The 18,891-nt window shown below is 67.7% G+C and carries 18 protein-coding genes and 1 pseudogene; 10 read left to right on the top strand and 9 right to left on the bottom strand.

What is annotated here, in order from left to right; all coding sequences use genetic code 11:
- The first annotated feature begins 176 nt into the window (after positions 1 to 176).
- Entirely contained in the window at positions 177 to 1,424 is a 1,248-nt protein-coding gene (locus ABT061_RS33360; RefSeq protein ID WP_350925530.1) for an alkyl sulfatase dimerization domain-containing protein, read from the top strand.
- An 87-nt stretch (positions 1,425 to 1,511) separates the two neighbouring features.
- Here ABT061_RS33360 and ABT061_RS33355 read toward each other — a convergent pair whose 3' ends face one another.
- The 4 genes from ABT061_RS33355 to ABT061_RS33340 all read right to left on the bottom strand — a co-directional run bounded on the left by ABT061_RS33355 (position 1,512) and on the right by ABT061_RS33340 (position 5,678).
- Positions 1,512 to 3,002: a flavin-containing monooxygenase gene (locus ABT061_RS33355; protein WP_350925528.1), complete on the bottom strand. Its 1,491-nt coding sequence runs from the start codon at positions 3,000 to 3,002 to the stop codon at positions 1,512 to 1,514.
- Positions 3,003 to 3,088: 86 nt separating this feature from the next.
- Complete coding sequence (locus ABT061_RS33350) at positions 3,089 to 3,853, bottom strand: amino acid ABC transporter ATP-binding protein (protein ID WP_350925526.1); 765 nt, start codon at positions 3,851 to 3,853, stop codon at positions 3,089 to 3,091.
- Positions 3,850 to 4,794 (bottom strand): amino acid ABC transporter permease, encoded by a 945-nt coding sequence (locus ABT061_RS33345; RefSeq protein ID WP_350925524.1) that lies wholly within the window; start codon positions 4,792 to 4,794, stop codon positions 3,850 to 3,852. Before ABT061_RS33345 ends, ABT061_RS33350 begins: the two co-directional genes overlap by 4 nt.
- A gap of 26 nt (positions 4,795 to 4,820) precedes the next feature.
- Positions 4,821 to 5,678, bottom strand: a complete 858-nt coding sequence (locus ABT061_RS33340) for a transporter substrate-binding domain-containing protein (RefSeq protein WP_350925522.1) — start codon at positions 5,676 to 5,678, stop codon at positions 4,821 to 4,823.
- 166 nt (positions 5,679 to 5,844) lie between these two features.
- Here ABT061_RS33340 and ABT061_RS33335 point away from each other — a divergent pair, with 166 nt between their 5' ends.
- The 3 genes from ABT061_RS33335 (at position 5,845) to ABT061_RS33325 (ending at position 8,196) form a co-directional block, all read left to right on the top strand.
- Positions 5,845 to 7,464 carry a PucR family transcriptional regulator gene (locus ABT061_RS33335; protein ID WP_350925520.1) on the top strand — a complete coding sequence of 540 codons (1,620 nt, stop codon included), beginning with the start codon at positions 5,845 to 5,847 and terminating at the stop codon, positions 7,462 to 7,464.
- Positions 7,465 to 7,566: 102 nt separating this feature from the next.
- The gene (locus tag ABT061_RS33330; protein WP_350925518.1) at positions 7,567 to 7,737 is read left to right on the top strand and encodes a hypothetical protein; all 171 of its coding nucleotides are present in this window, start codon (positions 7,567 to 7,569) and stop codon (positions 7,735 to 7,737) included.
- A gap of 45 nt (positions 7,738 to 7,782) precedes the next feature.
- Positions 7,783 to 8,196 carry a TetR/AcrR family transcriptional regulator gene (locus tag ABT061_RS33325; RefSeq protein WP_350925516.1) on the top strand — a complete coding sequence of 138 codons (414 nt, stop codon included), beginning with the start codon at positions 7,783 to 7,785 and terminating at the stop codon, positions 8,194 to 8,196.
- On the opposite strand, the pseudogene ABT061_RS33320 reads toward ABT061_RS33325, so the two are convergent.
- Positions 8,096 to 9,525 (bottom strand): annotated as a pseudogene (locus ABT061_RS33320) (DUF2079 domain-containing protein). The gene ABT061_RS33325 and the pseudogene ABT061_RS33320 sit on opposite strands and share 101 nt — an antisense overlap.
- A gap of 186 nt (positions 9,526 to 9,711) precedes the next feature.
- Here ABT061_RS33320 and ABT061_RS33315 point away from each other — a divergent pair.
- Positions 9,712 to 10,293 (top strand): P-loop nucleotide/nucleoside kinase family protein, encoded by a 582-nt coding sequence (locus tag ABT061_RS33315; RefSeq protein WP_350925514.1) that lies wholly within the window; start codon positions 9,712 to 9,714, stop codon positions 10,291 to 10,293.
- Between the two features lie 491 nt (positions 10,294 to 10,784).
- On the opposite strand, the gene ABT061_RS33310 is transcribed toward ABT061_RS33315, so the two are convergent.
- The 3 genes from ABT061_RS33310 to ABT061_RS33300 form a co-directional block, all read right to left on the bottom strand.
- Positions 10,785 to 11,657 (bottom strand): alpha/beta fold hydrolase, encoded by an 873-nt coding sequence (locus tag ABT061_RS33310; protein WP_350925512.1) that lies wholly within the window; start codon positions 11,655 to 11,657, stop codon positions 10,785 to 10,787.
- A 272-nt stretch (positions 11,658 to 11,929) separates the two neighbouring features.
- Positions 11,930 to 12,253 carry a hypothetical protein gene (locus ABT061_RS33305; RefSeq protein WP_350925510.1) on the bottom strand — a complete coding sequence of 108 codons (324 nt, stop codon included), beginning with the start codon at positions 12,251 to 12,253 and terminating at the stop codon, positions 11,930 to 11,932.
- The gene (locus ABT061_RS33300; RefSeq protein WP_350925508.1) at positions 12,250 to 13,347 is read right to left on the bottom strand and encodes a hypothetical protein; all 1,098 of its coding nucleotides are present in this window, start codon (positions 13,345 to 13,347) and stop codon (positions 12,250 to 12,252) included. The genes ABT061_RS33305 and ABT061_RS33300 overlap by 4 nt, the downstream gene beginning before the upstream one ends.
- Positions 13,348 to 13,528: 181 nt before the next feature.
- On the opposite strand from ABT061_RS33300, the gene ABT061_RS33295 reads away from it, so the two are divergent.
- From ABT061_RS33295 to ABT061_RS33285, 3 genes are all read left to right on the top strand, one after another.
- Positions 13,529 to 13,786 carry a GntR family transcriptional regulator gene (locus ABT061_RS33295; RefSeq protein WP_350925506.1) on the top strand — a complete coding sequence of 86 codons (258 nt, stop codon included), beginning with the start codon at positions 13,529 to 13,531 and terminating at the stop codon, positions 13,784 to 13,786.
- Between the two features lie 159 nt (positions 13,787 to 13,945).
- Entirely contained in the window at positions 13,946 to 14,791 is an 846-nt protein-coding gene (locus tag ABT061_RS33290; RefSeq protein WP_350925504.1) for a helix-turn-helix domain-containing protein, read from the top strand.
- Positions 14,778 to 14,978, top strand: coding sequence for a DUF397 domain-containing protein (locus ABT061_RS33285; RefSeq protein WP_350925502.1), 201 nt, complete (start codon positions 14,778 to 14,780; stop codon positions 14,976 to 14,978). The genes ABT061_RS33290 and ABT061_RS33285 overlap by 14 nt, the downstream gene beginning before the upstream one ends.
- A 234-nt stretch (positions 14,979 to 15,212) precedes the next feature.
- Here the strand turns inward: ABT061_RS33285 and ABT061_RS33280 are convergent, their stop codons facing one another.
- On the bottom strand, positions 15,213 to 15,713 hold the full coding sequence (locus ABT061_RS33280) for a hypothetical protein (RefSeq protein ID WP_350925500.1): 501 nt from the start codon (positions 15,711 to 15,713) through the stop codon (positions 15,213 to 15,215).
- Between the two features lie 632 nt (positions 15,714 to 16,345).
- Here ABT061_RS33280 and ABT061_RS33275 point away from each other — a divergent pair.
- Entirely contained in the window at positions 16,346 to 18,298 is a 1,953-nt protein-coding gene (locus tag ABT061_RS33275; RefSeq protein ID WP_350925498.1) for a hypothetical protein, read from the top strand.
- An 8-nt stretch (positions 18,299 to 18,306) separates the two neighbouring features.
- Positions 18,307 to 18,888 (top strand): hypothetical protein, encoded by a 582-nt coding sequence (locus tag ABT061_RS33270; RefSeq protein WP_350925496.1) that lies wholly within the window; start codon positions 18,307 to 18,309, stop codon positions 18,886 to 18,888.
- Positions 18,889 to 18,891: the final 3 nt, after the last annotated feature.

Genomic DNA, 18,891 nt, shown 5'->3' with positions numbered 1-18,891 from the left:
GGATGTTCGCCTGACGGTGCCGGGCCCCCTGGGCGATCACCGATCACCCGCCGCCGTCCTCGTCGCGGCCCTGACCCTCGACCCGCACCTCGACCGGCAGGAGGCGAAGCGGGTGCGCTCATGATGGTGGTAGGGGTCGTCGCCCCCGAGCGGGACAAGGAAAGGCCGGTTGCCTCATGAACATCGTCGAGTACGCCGACACCGTGTGGCGGGGCGAGGCCCCCGACAGCATCGTGCACGTGGGGCTCACCGGGCAGGGCTTCGTGGAGGTCGTCGACGGGGTCGGCTTCCGCAGCGGTTTCGGCAACGTGATCGCGCTCCGTCAGGGCGGGGAGGTGACGCTGTTCGACACCGGCAACCCGTTCGACGCCGACCGGCTCCACGCCGACCTGCGGGCCTGGACCGACGAGCCGGTGAGCACGGCGATCTACTCCCACGGGCACATCGACCACGTCTCGGGGGTCGGGCCGCTCGACACGGAGGCCGAGGCGGCGGGGCGGCCCCGGCCGATGGTGGTGGGGCACGAGGCGATCACCGCCCGGTTCGGGCGCTACGTGCTGACAGCGGGCTACAACGCCGTCATCAACCGGCGGCAGTTCCAGGCGCCCGACCTGACCTGGCCCACCGAGTACCGCTATCCCGACGTGACCTACCGCGACGAGCTGACGGCCGGCCACGTCGAGCTCTTCCACGCCAAGGGCGAGACCGACGACGCGAGCGTGGGCTGGATCCCCTCCCGGCGCATCCTGCTCCCCGGCGACCTGTTCATCTGGGTGACCCCCAACTGCGGCAACCCGCAGAAGGCACAGCGCTACCCGCGCGAGTGGGCGATCGCGCTGCGCCGGATGGCCACGCTGCGGCCGGAGATCATGCTGCCCGGTCACGGTGCCCCGATCTTCGGCGCCGACCGGGTCGAGCAGGCGCTGACCGAGACCGCCGAGTGGCTGGAGTCCATGGTCGAGCGCACCCTGGAGATGCTCAACGAGGGCGCCCGGCTGGACGACATCGTGCGCGCGGTACAGCCGCCCGCTCATCTGGCGGAGCGGCCCTACCTGCGCCCGCACTACGACGAGCCGGAGTTCGTGGTCCGCAACATCTGGCGGCTGTACGGCGGCTGGTACGACGGCAACCCCGCCCGTCTCAAGCCCGCCCCCGACGCCGAGCTGGCCTCGGCGATCGCGGAGCTGGCCGGGGGCGCGGAAAAGCTGGCCGACGCCGCGCTCCGGGCGCTGGCGGGCGGAGACCAGCGGCTGGCGGGACACCTGGCGGAGATGGCCGTACAGGCCGCGCCCGACGACGCGGCGCTGCACCGGGTCCGGGCCGAGGTGTACGCGACCAGAGCGGAGTCGGAGGCGTCCCTGATGTCGAAGGGCGTGTTCACCTGGGCGGCCGAGGAGTCCCGCAGGGCCGCCGGAGAACTCTGACCGAGTCCGGTCCCGGAGGACGGAACATGTTACGGCTCCGATGGAGGTGGAGGAGCAGATCTTCCGGGCCGAGCCCGTCAGGCGGGCTCACGGCACGGAGACGTGCCTGTCGTCCGGCGACGCCGGTGCCATCGGAGCGCGGAAGAACCGCGCGGCGCGGGCGTGCTGGGTCCGGGTCAGCAACCAGTAGACCGAGGCACCGTCCGGCCACTGGGTGACCACCCGGCCGCTCGCCGAGCGGAAGTAGTTCGGTGCCTGGGCGAACGAGCTGGCGTCCAGCCGGCGCTTCAACCACCGGTTCAACCGCCTGACCGCCTCGGGCCGGACCTCGACGGCCGAGGCCCCTCGGCGGCGCATCTCCCGCAGCGACCGGACCACGAACTTCGCCTGCTGCTCGAAGTTGAACACCGGAGCGTAGTAGTTGGTGTTGGGGCCGTACATCATGAAGAGGTTCGGCATCTCGTCCACCATGATCCCGAGGAACGCCATGGGGTCGTCGCCCCACTTCTCCCGCAGGTCACGCCCGCCGCGTCCGCGTACCTCCAGACCGCAGAGGAACTCGGCCGCGCGGAAGCCCGTCGCGGTGATCACGACGTCGAGCTCGTGCTCCCGGCCCGCGGCGTCCACCACCCCGGTCTCGGTCATCCGCTCCACCGCGTGGGGAACGAGGGTGACGTCGTCGCGGAGCAGGGTCGGGTAGAAGGTGGAGCTGTGGATCGCCCGCTTGCCCAGGTAGGCCGAGTTCGGTGTCAGCGCCGCCTTGAGGTCGGGGTGGTCGCCGAACACCTCTTCGAGGTAGTCCTGGCAGACCTTGACCGCCCGGGTGTCGACGGTCCCGCCGGGCCGGATGATCCGGCCACCGAGCCACTTTCGCTCCAGCTCCAGGAAGAGCCGCCACCGGATGAGCCGCCGCGTCACCGGGTGGCGCCGCCGGGCGCGTTCCTCCTCGGTGAACGGGAGCGAGACCTTCGGGTCCACCCAGGCCGGCTGGCGCTGGAACACCGTCAGGTGCCCGGCGCGGCCACCGAGCTCCGCGACGATCTGGGCGGACGTCGAGCCGGTGCCGACCACTCCCACCCGGCGTCCGTCGAGCGCCACGTCGGGGCGCCACCGCGCGGTGTGGAAGATGTCGCCGGTGAACAGCTCGCGGCCGGGCCAGGCGGGCTCGTTCGGGACGTTCAGCAGCCCGACCGCGGTCACCACGGCGGTGAAACGCCGCACCTCCCCGGTGTCGAGGTGCACGGCCCACTGCTGGCCGTCCTCCTCCCAGACCAGCCGCCGGACAGTGCGGCCGAACCGGAAGTGCGTCCTGAGGTCGAATCGGTCGGCCACGTGCTCAAGGTAGGACTGCAGCTCCGCCTGGCCGGGGTAGGACCGTGACCAGTCGTACGGGGCGAATGAGAACGAGTACATCGGGGCCGGCGTGTCGACCTCGGCGCCGGGGAAACGATTGACCCGCCAGGTGCCGCCGGGCCCGTCCTCGGTCTCGAACACGGTGAACGAATACCCGTGCCGCTTCAGCTGGTGGGCCGCCGCGAGTCCGGCGAACCCACCGCCGATCACGGCCACAGAGGGCATGGCTCCGCCCGTCGATGGCATGACTGCTTCTCTCTGTCGAGTTCGTGCCGGGGCACGATGGTGTGCGGCGCTCGCGGGCGCCGGGGCTAGAGGACCTTGCTGAGGAAGTCGCGGGTGCTCGGATGCTCGGCCTCACCGGACAGCCGGCTGGACGGACCCTCCTCGACGATGCGGCCGTCCTCCATGAACACGAACCGGTCGCAGACCTCGCGGGCGAATCCGATCTCGTGGGTGACGATGATGGTGGTCATCCCGTCGAGCACCAGGCCGCGGATGACCTGCAGCACCTCGTTGACCATCTCGGGGTCGAGCGCCGAGGTCGGTTCGTCGAAGAGCAGCACCTGGGGCTTCATGGCCAGGGCGCGGGCGATCGCGACGCGTTGCTGCTGACCGCCGGAGAGCTGGGCCGGGTAGGCGTCGGCCTTCTCGGCCAGGCCGACCCGGTCGAGCAGCTCGTGCGCGTCACGGCGCGCCTCGTCGGCCGGGCGGCGCAGCACCCGGATGGGCGCCTCGACCACGTTCTCCAGCACGGTCTTGTGCGAGAACAGGTTGAACTGCTGGAACACCATGCCGAGGCGCTGGCGCTGCCTGGCCTCCCGCTTCGCCGACAGCCGGTGGATCTTGCCGCCGCGCTCCTCGTAGCCGAGCAGTTCGCCGTCCAGCATGACCACTCCCGAGTCGGTGCGCTCAAGCAGGTTGAGGCAGCGTAGGAAGGTGCTCTTGCCGCTGCCGGAGCGGCCGAGCAGGCAGACCGCCTCCCCCTGGTGGACGTCCAGCGACACGTCGTGCAGGACCGTGTGCTGGCCGAAGGACTTGCGCACGTGCAGCGCGCTGATCAGCGGTGTCGTCATGGCTGGGCCCTCACTCGTCCGGCGCGGCGCGTCGTCGTGGCGGTGCTCCGGCCGAGCACGCGCTCCAGGTAGTACTGGCCGACCGACAGCACGCTGACGAGGATCATGTACCAGATGGTCGCCACCATGAGCAGCGGGACGACCTCGAACGTGCGGTTGTAGATCTGCTGGACGCTGTAGAGCAGGTCCGAGACCGAGATGAAGGCGACGAGCGAGGTTGCCTTCATCAGGTTGATGAGGTCGTTGCTCACCGGCGGCACCGCGATCTTCATCGCCTGGGGGAAGACGATGCGGCGGAAGATGTCGAACGGCGTCATGCCCAGGGCGAGCGCCGCCTCGCGCTGCCCCTTGGGGACCGCCAGCAGCGAGGAGCGGATGATCTCCGAGGTGTAGGCGGCCTGCTGGAGGCCGAAGGCCAGCACCGCCGACCAGTAGGCGGTCATCAGGTTGCGCGTCTGCAGCGCGAACAGGTCGCCGCCGAAGGGGTTGGGCAGGCTGAACGTCGGATAGATCAGCGAGATGTTGAACCAGAGGATGAGCAGGACCAGCAACGGGATGGACCGGAAGAACCAGACGTAGGTCCCGCTGACCGCGCGCAGCACCGGATTCGCCGAGAGCCGCATGTTCGCGATGACCACCGAGACCACCAGGGCCAGCCCCATCGACAGGGCGGTCAGCGTGATGGTGTTGAGCAGGCCGTTCAGCACCTGCTCGGAGAAGAAGTAGTCGGCCACGGTGGCCCACTCGAAGGCGGGGTTGCGGGCGACGCTGACCGCGAGACCGGCGACCGCGACCACCATCAGCACCGCGACGGTCAGCCGGCCGAGGTGGAGCGGGCGCCCGTGCGGGAGCCGCGAGATCTCCTCCATCCGCCGGCGCCAGTCCGCCGCCGCCCCGCCTGGCCTGTCCGGCCCGGCCTGGCCGGTGGGTACGGCGCTCACGCCGGCCCCACCTGTCCGGATCTCACTCATGCGTTCGGTTCTGGGTTGATCACCGAGGTGGTGATCGCCATGTTCTCGGTGCCGTACCTGGCGAGGATCTCGGCGTAGGTGCCCTTCTTGATCAGCGCCTCGGTGGCCTGCTGCAACTTGGCCGCCATACCGTCACCCTTCATCGAGGCGAACCCGATGTCGATCGCCTGGTACGTCGGCCCAGTGATCTTCCACACGCCGGGTTCGGTGCGCGTCTGGTAGCCCAGGCCGCTGGCGGTGGCCGTGGAGGTGTCGGCCCGGCCGCTCTTGACCGCGAGGTCGGCGGTCGCCTGGTCGGCGAAGGTCTGCACGTCGATGGGCTTCTTCCCGGCTGCCTCGCACTTCCCGGACTGGTCCTGGAGGGCCGAGACCGGGCTCGAACCCGCGGTCACCGCGACGGAGAGCCCGCACAGGTCGTCGAGTGAGTCACCGATGGCGACGCCGTCGGCCTTGACCCGGAAGCCGTAGCTCTCGACGAGGGTGGTGGCGAAGTCGAACTTCTCCAGCCGCTCGGCCGTGACGTCGGCGCCCGGCACCCAGGCGTAGGTGCCGCGCTGCAGGCCCAGGAGTGAGTTCTCGAACGACGCCTGCTCGTTCTTGACGGTCACCCCCATCTCCTCGCCGAGCGCGGTGGACAGGTCCGGCAGCAGGCCGACGAGCTTGCCGCCCTCGTCCAGGAAGCTGTACGGCGGGACGCCGATCTGCTGGGGGATGGTGTAGACCTGCGAGCCGGAGCCGGCGTCGGGGCCGGACGCGGAATCGCTTGAGGAACTGCCACACGCTGAGAGGACGGCGGCGCCGAGCACGCCTGCGGCGACAACGCGGAGGGCGCGCCGGGTGCGAACCAACGTCATGTCGGTCCTCCTGATTCCTGGGTTCCGGCCGGTCGGCCGTGGTGAGTGCTGTCACCCTAAAATGCCGAACGACCCAAGGGCTTTGTACAGCTCTCTATATTTTTGTCCAGTTCACTGGATACTCGGACAGGTAGGTTTCATCCAAATCACAACGTTCCGGAGTCCTGTGAAAACTAGGTACCCACGCTGGTCATCCACCCTGGCCGAGCTCCTCGACGCGGTACGCGACCCCTTCGTGTCGGCGGTCCACGCCCCCGAGGGGCTGGATGTTCCCATCGGCGGCTGCGTCGTCCTCGACCTGTCCGACGGGACGGACCTGCCCGATGACCACGAGCTGGACGGCGCCGTCGTGCTGCTCCTCGGCACCGGCGGGCCGGCGGCGGTCGAGGCGGTCGCCGACCTCGCCCGCCGCCGGCCCGGGGCGCTCGTCGTGAAACTCGGGGACGTCGATCCGTGGTCGCTGCGCGACGTGCCGGTCCCGGTCCTCGGGGTCACCGACCGGGCGCCGTGGTGGCGCCTGGTCGCCGCGGTCGAACGCTTCGGCCAGGAGTCCGAGGAGCGGTTCCCGCAGGGAGCCGGCCCCGCGCTCGGCGAGCACAACGACCTCTTCGGACTCGCCAAGGCGCTCGGCATGATGACCGGCACGCTGATCTCCATCGAGGACGTGCAGGGGCGGGTGCTCGCCTTCTCGCCCTACAGCGACCAGGCCGACGACATCCGGCGCCGCACCATCCTCGGGCGCGAACCCCCGGCCGGGCACATGGCGGAGCTCCAGGCCATGCGGGTCTACGACCGGCTGCGGCGTCCCCGTACCACGGTGACGCTGAACGAGAAGATCGGGTTCCGGCGCAGGCTCGGGGTCGGCATGCACGACCCTCGGTCCGGCGAGTACCTGGGCACCATCTGGGCGCAGGAGACGGGCCGGCCCTTCTCCCGGCAGACCGAGGAACACCTGGTCGCGGCATCGGTCTTCGCCGCGCGGCTCGTCGGCCAGAGCCGCCTCATCCACAGCATGGGCACCGAGTTCGTGCAGCGCATGCTCGCCCCCAACCCGCAGCGCGACGACGCCGGGTTCGTCCGGCAGCTGAGCCTCGACGCCCCCGAGGAGTTCGCCGTGGTGGCCTTCGAAGCGGTCGGCGACGCCGGCGCGCGACAGTGGCTCTCCTCCACCGAGGCGGTGACGATGCTGACGGTGCACGCCCACTCCGTCCGCGACGAGTCGATGGTGGCCCCGGTCGGACTGCGCCTGTACGCCGTCCTCCCCGGCCGGGTCGAGGTGGACCGCTACCTGAACTGGGCCCGGCGCACCCTGACGGCGTTCGAGCGGCACCGGGGGTCCACCTTCCGGGCGGCGATCGCCTCGTCCCTGTCGGTGCCGACCGTGGCCGCGGCCCGCGCGGAGGTCGACCGGGTGTGCGAGACCGTCGCGTACACGCCCGACCGGCCGGTGATCAGTCTCGACGGCCAGCTCACGGCGGTGCTGCTCTCCGAGGCGCTCACCACGCTGGGGGTGACGGATCTGCTGAGCGACGAGCGGTTCCGCCGTCTGGTCGAGTACGACCGGAGCCACCACAGCTGTCTCATCGAGACCGTCGCCGCCTACCTCGGCACGTTCGGCGATGTGGGCGCCACGGCACGGACACTGCTCGTGCACCCCAACACCATCCGCTACCGGCTGGCCCGGCTGGAGCAGGTGGGCGGCTACCGGCTCGACGACCCCGATGACCGGGTGGTGCTGGACCTGCAACTCCGGCTGTGGAACCGCGAGGGGCCGGGCACCACCTGATCCCTCCGCGGGTACGGCCCGTTCATCTCACGCGCGCTCGAACCCTGGTCGTACGGCACCTACGCCGGCGGACAGTCGATCATCGTCGGTACGCCGTCCGGCGTGACGCTGTCGTCCGAGGGCGGCGCGCACCAGTCGATCACGACCCCGTCCATCGGTCTTGAGCAGCCGAGCTGTATCGTCTGGGAGCCCGCGTTCGCCCGGGACCTGGAGTGGACGATGCTGGCCGACCCTGAGGATCAGCCGGCGGTAGCCATGTCTCAGGAACGGTGACATCACCGCTACCAGTCGGTAACATCGGCGGTCAAGGAGCGTGCGATGCCTTATGGTGCGCAAGGGCCGATTCGCCAGGACGCCCAGCGGAATCGGCTGGCGATCATTCAGGCCGCGGTGAACATGATGTCCGACCCGCGGTCACCGCTGGTGATGCCGGAGGTCGCCCGTCGGGCGGGTGTCAGCCAGGCCACGGTGTACCGCCATTTCCCGGACCGCACCGCGCTGGCCGACGCGGTGATCGCGCACCAGATGTCACGGCTGGAAGCCTGTGCCGGCGACATCGCTTGGCCACCGGCTTTCAGCTTGCTGCCTGTTCTTCAGCAGTGTGGGAAGCCGTCGGTCCTCAATCCGATGCTCAGCTTCCAGTCCTCCGGAGGACGACATAACCTTCCCGCGCGAACACCACCTGGTAGCCGGCCGCGCGAAGTTCGGCGACATCATCGTGCTGTTCGGTGATGGTCTTGAACATCGGTTGTGGTGAGGCGACATCGGCCACGACCCACGGGGCACGGCGCGGCATTGACCGCCAGATCACCACTTTGGTCCTGCTCGAAAGGTTCGGACCTACCTGGTTGGCCACCTCCACCAGCACACCGTCAGGAACGGTCGCGATAGCGGCGGCAGCAGCGTGGTGGCGCTCTTCGCGTCTGTAGAAGGCCGGATCGAAGAGGTCCCGGAGGGGGAAGGACGTCATCAGCGCAACAGCGATCACCGCTGTGCTCGCGGCCCAGATCTGGCCGGGGTTCCATCGATGGCTGATCTTTGCCTCCGACTCGGAACGCCGGTGCTGGAGTCGCTGGATTCCGTCGATCGACGCGCACAGCAGGGCCATGATGACGGCGGAGTTGTAGTGGTAGTCGGTACCCCACCAGCCCGGTTGGTCGGTGGCCAGCATCCTTTCCAGGATGAGCATCGCGGGTGCCAACATGTACGGCGAGGCCAGTGGCAGGAGCAGGAGCGGAGCCAGTAACAGAAACATCGTGCTCACCTTGACGCCCGGAGAGGTCAATACGGCCAAGGCGTCCAGCGGGTGGGTGAGAATGCGGGCCACGACCTCTTCCGGGCTCGCGCCAAGCCCGCTGTAGTACCAGTAACGGCTCGCCGAACCTCCGAAGGCGGGAATGATGATCTGACTCGATACCCACACCGCCAGCGGCCCGGCCACGGCCATCGCGCCCCCGATAAGCCGCCAGTGCCTGCGAAATAACAGAGCCAGGCCGAGTCCTGCGACGAAGAACCCCACATCTTCCTTGACGAGCAGCAGCGCGGCCGCCGAGATGACCACCGGCCGGCGTCGGCCCGCATCGAGTCGTTCGAAGAGCACGGCCGTCAGCAGCGGCATGAAAGCGTACTCGTGGAAGTGGAAGGTCACCGCTTCGGCAATCGGCCAGGACAACAGGTACGCCACAGCGACCAAGTGCGCAGCACCGGTTCCCAAATGCCGGCGGGCCAGCACCATAGCGGTATCGCGGCGGTGGCGAACAGTACTGCTTGCGCGACGATGAGGGTCTGCGGGCCGTCATGGATCCAGTACAAGGGGGCCAGCACGATCAGGATCGGGGAGAAATGGTCACCGAGGACCGATACGGCGGTGCCAAGCTGATTCCACTGGTCCTTGACGTAGGAGCCGGGAACCTCGAACTGTGAATAGCCGCGGATGGCCTGGTCGAAGATCACCAGGTCGTAGATACCGGTCCGGAACCTTGCGTACTTGACCCACCCCAAGGTCGCGTACGCGACTGCCGCCACGACTACCAGGCAGGCCACCACATATCGATGTCGCATTTCGATCATGGTAGAAGATCACAGGGTAAACCGTGGCATATCGATATAAGGCAGGGCGGTGATGATGCCGACGTCGAGGAGTTACCTCGATCCTCTACTTTCGGAAATACGCGAAAGACGGCACCAAGCCCCCAATGCTGACCGGGAAATAGCCGGAATAGCCGTGCTGAACTGCGAGAATGCACTATGACATTGCCGACGCTAGCCGTCGTGAGCGGTCCACCCGGAATGGGCAAGACGACGCTCGCGCACGAGCTCGCCCACCATCTCGGATGCCCCGCGATCATCCGGGACGAAATCAAACAAGGGATGGTCCTGGCCACCCCGGGGTTCACGCCCGGCCCGCAGGACCCGCTGAACCTTCCCGCGTTGGCCGCGTTCTTCACCGTGCTGCGGGTACTGCTCAAAGCCGGCGTGACAGTGGTCGCCGAGGCCGCTTTCCAGGACCGGTTGTGGCGCCCGAACCTGGAACCGCTCACCGATCTCGCACACATCCGAGTCATCCGCTGCACGGTCCCTGCAGCCATCGCCCACGCTCGGATCGCCCAACGCGCCGAGCACGGCAACCACCGGGCGGCGCACGCTGATCAAGACCTACTCGAAGCGATCGCGGCAGGGCAACACTCACTCGAGTCCTTCGTGCCGATCTCGCTGGACGTCCCAACGCTGACGGTCGACACCGCGAACGGCTACAGCCCCGATATCCAGCACATCGCCGCCTTTACCGGGACATCCGCACAGAACGGTTCCCCGGCCAACGCAAGATGACCTCGATGACTCAGCAGGTGCAGCAATAGGCCCCCGCACGCGGGAGCTGTCGATCACCGCCTTGGACTTCTAAGCGCACGGCCCAAGCGCATCGCGCGGCCGTCGGCGCCGGCCCGCAGGGGGCGCGGAAAACCTCTGACCGCGCGGAATCCGAGCGGTTCTTGCTGACAGGACGACACTCATGTCCATGGCTCTCCACTGAGAGTCAACTGAGAACCGTCGTTCGGATACCACTTCTCAGTTGGCCTCAGTGATGAACCGTCCTACGGCAGACCCGAGCGCGCGATGCTCTCCGTCACCGAACGACAGGAGGCCTGCCGTCGGCCCAGCCACGGTTGGATCAAAGGCTGGTCGAACCTGCCAGACCTAGATAGCTCCGCACGGATTCCCGATGGTTGCCAAACCGGCTGGGCGATTCGGTCCCCGGTGGCTTCCGGCCCGAGGCCCCGAGGGGCGGAGCGAGATCGCCGTGGCGGCGTTGACCGGAGAGCTCAGCCGTGGTGTGACGGTTCGGAGGTCAGGAAGTCGCGGATCCTGTCGGCGATGGCGGGGTAGTCGTCGGCGAACCAGATGAAATGGCTGCCTGCCCGGCTCTCGACGAGCTCGGCGCGAGGCAGGCGTGCCATCAGGGATTCGGCGTGCGCGAACGGTACGGCACCGTCGTTGCGGGTGGCGACGACCAGGGCCGGTTGGGTGACCTGCGCGGTCTCCTCGGCAGAGGCGCGCAGATCGTTGCGGAAGCCGTGGCCCGAGCGCATCAGTGAGAAAAGCGCGATCAGGGTCGCCCGGTCCCCAGGGGTGAGTGCGGCAAGGATCTCGCGCGCCGGTCGCGTGGACAGATCACCCAGCATCATCCGCAGCCCGAGGCCGGGGGCCAGGCGTAGCAGCGCGTGCATGGCACCCCAGGTCGCCCTCTCGGTGGCCGGGGTGAAGGCGATGTTCGCGGCCAGCCGGGTGCGGCGATCCGGCCACGGCAGGAAACCCAGTGCGCTCTGCAGGATGAGCCGCTCGACCAGGTCAGGGTGCCGGGCGGCCATCGACACCGCGGTCCGCCCACCGGCCGACACCCCGACGACCGCGGCCACCCGCTCGATGCCCAGGTGACCGCAGAGGTCGCGGACCACATCGGCGAAAGCGGCCGGTGTCGCACCGGTCGCCGGCGAGGTCCGGCCGTAACCGGGCCTGGAGGGCACGAGCACGCTGTGGCCGCACTCGGCGAAGATCTCCTCCCCAAGCGCGAGCCCGGCACGCATGTGCCCGCCGTGCAAGACCACCACGGCGACCTCGCCTCGCCGCTCCAGGCGGTACTCCACCGCTCCCGCGTCGAGCCGGGCGACGGTCGTGGGTCGTTCGACGGTGGTCATCAACGCATCCTGGCATGCCGGCCCGCCAAAGGACTCATGTATCAGCCCCTACCCCTCGACCCCGCTGAGGGGGAGGATTTGATACATCCGCTCCCCTGGATGGGGTGGCGCGGGTCGGGTCGGCCACCCAGGGGTCTCTCCTGCTTGGAGGACGCGGGCGTGCCGGATGGCTCCGCCCGCGTCACGTACCGCACGGGCGCCTCTTCGTGCCCGTGCCGTACGTCGTCCAGGGCACGGTGGCCCGGATCGGGGAAGGGGGCCACCGCGCCTGCTCAGAAGCGACCGATACTGACCGAGCCGGAGGTGAGTGCCCAGCGGTGCAGCAGCCCGGTCATCTCGGCCTCGCGCATCTGGGTCTTCAGCCCTTCGATGGTCCGGTCGCAGATGATCAGGGGTTCGGGGGTGTGCCAGGTGGCAATGGCGTGGAAGAGACGGCTGCCGGTGCCGTACAGGACGGACCAGCCGGGCCAGGTGATCTCCAGCATCGCGGCCTCGGCGCGGGCCTCGTGGTCCCAGGTGTAGTGCGGGACCGGAGCGGCGGCGGCTTGACCGTCACGGTGGCGTCCACGGGCACGGGCCAGGCAGCGGCGGATCATGAGATCACCTGCCCGGCCTGCGTCTTCGGCCCCTGCGCCTCCGGGGCGGGAGCCTGCCGCGCCTCCTCTTCCCGTGCCGCCTGTTCCTTCGCCGTCTGTACCTTGGCCGCCTGTTCCCCGGCCTCGCGGGCGAAGGTCTCCTGGCGATCGGTCTCGGCGCGCAACGCCTCCAGGCTGTCTCCGTCGACCGTACGTTCGGCTCCGGCGTGGGTGGCGGCCGGGGAGAAAGGCTTCTCCCGGCTGGCCCAGAGCCGTCCGGCGTCGCTGAGGATGAGCCGCCAGCCGGGAATGGTGGTGGGTTCCGGGGTCGTGGACCTACCATCGTTCATTGATTGGACCTCGATCCGATCAAGGGCCCGCCTGTTCGTTGGTCGCGGAGGACGGGCCCGCTTCATGGGTTGGGGAAAGACACGGAGGGGTGTGCCGCACCGGCCGGACGGCCGGTACGGAGGCAGGGTGGGCATCGCCCGGGGTGGAGCGCAGATCCTCCGGCCGGTGCCGGGGACGCGGCGGCGCCCTCCGCCGGGCCGGGGCGGTCCGGTACGGGTGCCCCTGGGCGGGGACCGGAGCGGGCAGCGCACCCGGCGGAGTGGCGACACCGGTACGGCGGCCGGGGCCTGCTCGGAACGGCGCGGGACGACCACCGGCGGGGCCGTCTCACCCGAGGCCCGCCCGGCAGGGCGTTGACCGGCCACCGGCACGACCGCCTCGGGCGGGACCCGCTCACCGGGCCACCGTTCCGTCACCGGTGCGGTCGTCTCCACCGGGACCTGCCGGGCGGACCGCCGGGCGGGCTGTTGGGCGGGCACCAGCGGGATCATCTCGGCCGGGACCGCGAGGGCGGGCGGCTCGAAACAGGGCAGCTCGAAACAGGGCAGCGAGCGATCCCCGGTCCGGCGGACCCGCAGGCGGGTGTCCATCAGCGCGGCGGACGGCTGGACGTACTCATGGTCGGCGGGCCGGTCGGGACAGCCGTGCGCGTACGGGGCGTGCCCGCAGGCGGCACAGCCCATCGGCATCGGCGGCACCTCGGCGAAACAGCCGCAACCACCGACCGCCTGCCTGTCGAGAACGGGAGCACTAGGGTTGCTCACGGATCAGGAGTGCCTTCCTGGTCAGGAGCCCGTTCAGTCGTTGCAGCGATGGACGGGCTCATTTTTGATCTTACTTCACTACCCTTAACAGCTATGAAGTGTGGACGTCCTTTATCATCAGTTATCTAGAGCTGTTCACGGCAGGTATCCCGGGGCGACAAGAGATGTCTACGGTGATCTTGTGACGATAGTGTGGCGTGCAAACCAGCCAAAATGGGTGCAGATCGCTAATGTGATCAAGGACCGTATTCGCAACGGCACCTACGTGGTTGACGAACCCGTCGCCAGCGAACACCTGATCGTCCAGGAGTTCGGCGTATCCCGGCCGACGGCTCGCAAGGTGCTGGTGCGCCTTCGTGAGGAGGGTGTGGTCTACGCCGTCCGGGGCCTGGGAACGTTCGCGCGATCTCCTGGCGATTGGGAGTCGGCCAAGGATTGAGATCTCCGAGACGTAGGCGCAAGCAGCCTTTTGTTCGATTTTGTCATCAAAGCCTTACTCTCCGTTTCGGGCCGTGGGAGTATCATGCAGTCACACTGTGCATCAAAGCAACTGCTGTGCGTATAGATTTTTTGCCAAATCCCTAGCACACTGAGCGGCATGACGAAGAGCCCCACGGTCCGGCATCGCCGCCTGGGTCGTGAACTGCGACGGCTCCGAGAGCAAGCCAAGCTCACACCGGAGACGGCGGCCCGCCAGCTCGGGTGGAGTCGGCCAAAGCTCAACCGGATCGAGAACGCACGAATCGCGGTGACCCCCTCGGCTGTCGCCGATGCCTGTGACCTGTACGGCGTGGACTTCTCAACCAAGGCCGAGCTGGTCCAGCTCTGCAAGGACGCCGCCGTACGCGGCTGGTGGTCTGCCTACTCTGACGTGTTCACCGGCTGCTATATCGCACTCGAAACCGAGGCGACGGCCGTCCGCGCCTGGGAGCCGATCCTGATTCCGGGCCTGCTCCAGAGCGAGGAGTACGCCCGCGAGATCATCCGTGCGACAAGACCAGAGCTGACCAAGACCCAGCTGAACCGGCACGTCAGTGCTCGGATGACCCGGAAGGTCAGCCTGCTCGGATCGGATGCGCCGACGTTGCACGCCCTCGTCGACGAGGCCGCGTTGCGCCGCCCGGTGGGATCGCCCGGTCTCATGGCCCGTCAGCTCAACGACCTCCTCCAGATCGCGGACTGGTCCAACATCACGCTCCAGGTCCTCCCCCTGACGGCCGGCACACACGGCGGCGTGGAAGGCGCCTTCTCTGTACTGAGCTTCGACGAGGAGGATCCGGACGTGGGCTACACCGAATGCCCCAGCGGGGACGTCTACGTTGAAGCGGCCGATCAGGTTCTGCGGCTTACCCTGACATTCGAGCGTCTCCGCAGTGCCTGCCTGTCCCCCGAGAAATCCGCGGCGCTCATCGCCGCGTTGAGGAGCAGCCATGATCTCCCTTGACCTGTCCGGCGCCGAGTTCCGCAAGTCCAGCCTCAGCGGCGGCGGCAACAACTGCGTGGAAGTTGCAACGAACCTGCCTGGCCTCATCGCCGTCCGCGACAGCAAGAACCCATCCGGCCCCGCGCTGGCCTTCTCCCCCACAGCCTGGAACAACTTCCTGACGGGCATCCGCAGCGGAGAAATCTGACCGACCACGAGTGCCGCACGGCCGAAACCGACCGAAAAACCACCCGGCCGTGCGGCAACCCACGCCGGCATCCGAGAATCACACCAGCGTGACCTTAATTCCCCAGGCAGCCCGTAGCGCTCCTTACCTCGAAGAGGAGCGGGCACTGATCGAACCGCTGCTGCCCGCCTCGCGCGGACTCCGTCGCCGATGGTGGGCAGGTCGCCACATTTCAATGGGCAGGACGGTCGGTTCCTACGGGGTCGGGGAACCGTCTGCGATCACGCGCCGGGCACCGGCCACCGCTTCCTTCAGGGCCGCCCGATCCACATCCCCTATCTCACCGATCAGCCGGATGATGTGATCACCCCGGATCGCCATGTACTCGTGGCGGCCCCCGCCAGTGCGATACCAGCCCATCTCATCGCGTTCGCAGCTCACCGATGTTTCCAACGGTTCGGTGGGCTTGGCCGGAGCACCGACGCAACGGGCCTCCTCGGAAGTGCCGCGCTCGATGCTCAGGATCGCTTGCCGGCCGTCCGGCGTGCTGTAGACGGCCATGAAGCCTTCAGCACCACCATAAGAGGGCCCCTCGGCCAGTTTGTATCCGAGTAGGTCGACCACGTAGATGAGCTCCGGAGCCACGCCTTGGCTCAGGGCTTGGTCCAGCGCGGTCTGGCTGAGCGAGGTCTGCGAACTACAGCCGGTCAACACGGCGAGTCCGAGAACTGCGAGGGGAAGGAGACGGCGAATCACAGGGTCACCTTTCCCTACGGTGGAAGAAGTTTCCACCGGACGGAGTCCATATGACGGAAGCTCGTATCGAGCGGGTCGGCTACCCTCCCAGCCCGAACGGGGTCCTTACAAGCACCGACTGGCGATACCCCTCGGCAACCCCACCAGTGATCCCGTCGTTGTCGAACGTGAAGTGCCTGTCCGGCGCCCGGTAGGGCGAGTTGATGATCGGCGAGGTGTGTGGAGCGTTCGCCCCGACCTTGCTAAAGCGCGGGCCGACGCCTCGACCTCTACTCGGAAGCAGTAGAGCTGTCTCCGGGCTCCGGCTCGGTCGATGCCTCGATTTCGTTTATCAAACCCAGCCGTTTAGTCGAATACCAGGTCGCAGCCAGCATATTTATCAAATATGCCCACTTTAATGGAGATCTTTACGAGGCAGACGGATTGAAATTAATATGTTCGCTGGAGCCGTCACCTTCACGGACCGAGCCGGAGTCAGCGTCCTCATGAGCCATCCGTACCCCACGCCCTCGCCGTCCCCCCAGTCCGCCCCTGACCCGCGGCTCTCCTCCCCGCCGACCGGCACCGCTCAGCCGGTCCCCGCCGTACCTTCCCCCGCTCCGCAGAGTTCTCCCGCTGCTCCGGCCCGAAGTGTGAACGGCGAGTACTCGGGGATCGATCCCGAGCGGATGGACGACTTCGAGCGAGGGCTCGGCCAAGCGGAGGACGCACTCGGCCGGAACGAACCGCAGATCCACCGCACCCTGCAGCGGCTCGACCTGGACACCTCGGGGCTGAGCGCGCTCCGCGAGATGCGGAGCTGGATCGGGACCAGCCGCCCCGACCTGCGACGCCGCAACGAAACGATCCGCACCGAGCTCACCGAGTGGGGTGCCGCCACCAAGACCCCCGGCGGGATCACCGCCTTCGACGAGACGCTGTACGGCAAGGCCGGCCACAATCCGGACGTCTACGCGGCGACCCTCGGCCTCGGCAGGACCGCCGAAGACGGCAAGATCGACGAGAGACTCCTGAAGGGACTGGAGAAGCGGACGGGGGACGCGGCGTTCGCCGCCGCGCTGATGAACACGCTGGGCACGGCGAGGTTCCGCGAGCTGATGATCGAGACCGCGAAACGCAAGGACGACAAGAAGTACGAACGCCTGCAGGCCGCCCTCGGAAAAGCCCTCGGTACGGCGAGCCCACGGCTGAGTGACGCCTGGCACAAGGAACTCCTGTCCGACCTCGAAGTCGGCCGGACGACCGGCTACATCGGCTGGGAAAAGGGCTACGCCATGGCGGCGGCCCTCAAGCACGGCACCTTCAGCACCGCCTTCCTCCTCGCCACCGCCAGGAAGATCGAGTCCGCCGATCGCGGAAGAGTGCTGTTGGATCCGCGGGTCATGGTGGCCCTGCTGGAAGGGCTCAGCCGCGATCCGTTGGCCGCCCAAGACTTCTTCGCGAACGACCCGACCATGCTGAAACGCTTCCTGACCGAACGGCGCCTGGGCGACGACGGCATGGCCCTGGGCAAGGCGCTGGAGGCCGCCACGCTCACCTTCCGCGACCACAACGGCTCACCGCAGAACCCGTCACGCGGCTTCCTGTCGGCCAAACTCACCTCGGAGATCGTCCACCTGCAAGCCGTACGAATCAAGGACGGCAAGCTCCCCGACTCCTTGGTGAACGCGGCCTCGATGGGGCGCATCCTGGCGGGCTACATCAGCGACATCAACCACATCGCTCAGCGGGGCCGCGCCCCCGAGTCGTTCGGAGTGCGAAGTGCTGACAACCCCGCCGCGCCTGGACCTGACCCCTGGGGCGCCCAATTCAATACGGGGGAACTACGTCAGGTAATGAAGGAGGCATTTACAGACCCCAAGGCATTTGCCCCTGTTCTGGCCGCTCAGACGGCGTTCACCGGCTTGCTCCTTAATCACGGTGCCGCTGAGATGGCCGCGGGGCGGGGCGACGATACATTCCTGACCAATGCAAGAGTGATCGGGGCAGGCTTCGGGATGATCACTGATGCGGCGGGGCTGGCGAAGATCGGGGATGGCAAGGATCTGGACGAGGCGCAGCAGCGCAACATGAAGACACTCCTGGCGGTGGTCAATACCGGCCTCGCCATCCCCCAGTCGGGGACCTGGCCGATCACCGCCGGTGTCATCGGAGCCTGGACCGGGCTGGCGGAAGAAATAGCCAAGGGCAAGGCGGAGGACAACGCCCGCGTTGACGCCAATGCCGCCGTCGACAAGACCCGAGGGCTTGTGCACGATCTCGCCGCTCAGGCCATGCTCAAAAACGGCCTCTTCGGCTCCGCCGAGCCCGCCGACCGGAACCACCCCTGGGCCACCCTGGAGGGCCTGGAGAAGGGGGATGACCCCCGCGACAACCCCAACAACTTCCTCAAGGACGACGGCCGAACCCTCATGACCATGGACGAGATGATCGACAAAACGGCCACCAACAGCACCGACAAGTATCGGCGGGTCGAGGCCTACGACCGCTGGCTCTATGAGGGACCGGCCGGAAAACCCTGGCTGGATGTGGAGGGTCGTCTGCACCAGGGATTCACCAACGGCTTCGCTCAGTACGGCTCATGATGCGAAGAGTGTTCGCTGGAGTCGCCGCGCTGACCTGTGTCCTGGCCATGTTGACGGCCTGCCAGAACGATGAGGCGGTGGTCGACCGCACTCCATTGCCGACAGTGGCCGCACCTCCGTACCTCTGTGAGCACATCCCGTTGAAGGCGGTTGAGCTGATGACTGGGGTACGCAATCCACTGGTCCGCGGCTACTTCGACCTCACGAGTGCGGGAGGTCTTGGAGACGGAAGCTGCGCGGTTTACCAGCGAGAAGGTGAGCGGCTGAAGGTGTTGCTGATCAACCTCACCCCGGGTGGATACCCAGGGGAAGTTGAGGAGCAGATCGAAGATGGCGCCTTGCGGTTGCCGGAGATACTTCCCGGGGTTATCGGCTCTTACTTCAAGCCCTTGGACAGCGAAACCAACGACGCATACGCGCTGCTTGTACGCGGCAAAGCTGAGATAAGCATCCAAATGGAGATCGGCGCCAAGGGCCGGGACAACGCCGCTGATGTGCTGGCGTTGATGAAGCTGATCGCGCCGAAGCTGCTCACCGACGCCAGCGCGCCGTCCCCGACACCGAAGACCCCCACCCCAAAAAAGGACTGACCC

This window comes from Streptosporangium sp. NPDC002544 (assembly GCF_040295965.1).
Classification (GTDB): Bacteria; Actinomycetota; Actinomycetes; order Streptosporangiales; family Streptosporangiaceae; genus Streptosporangium.
The sequence above is the reverse complement of the archived record's forward strand: the minus strand, read 5'-3'. Positions and strand labels throughout refer to the sequence as shown.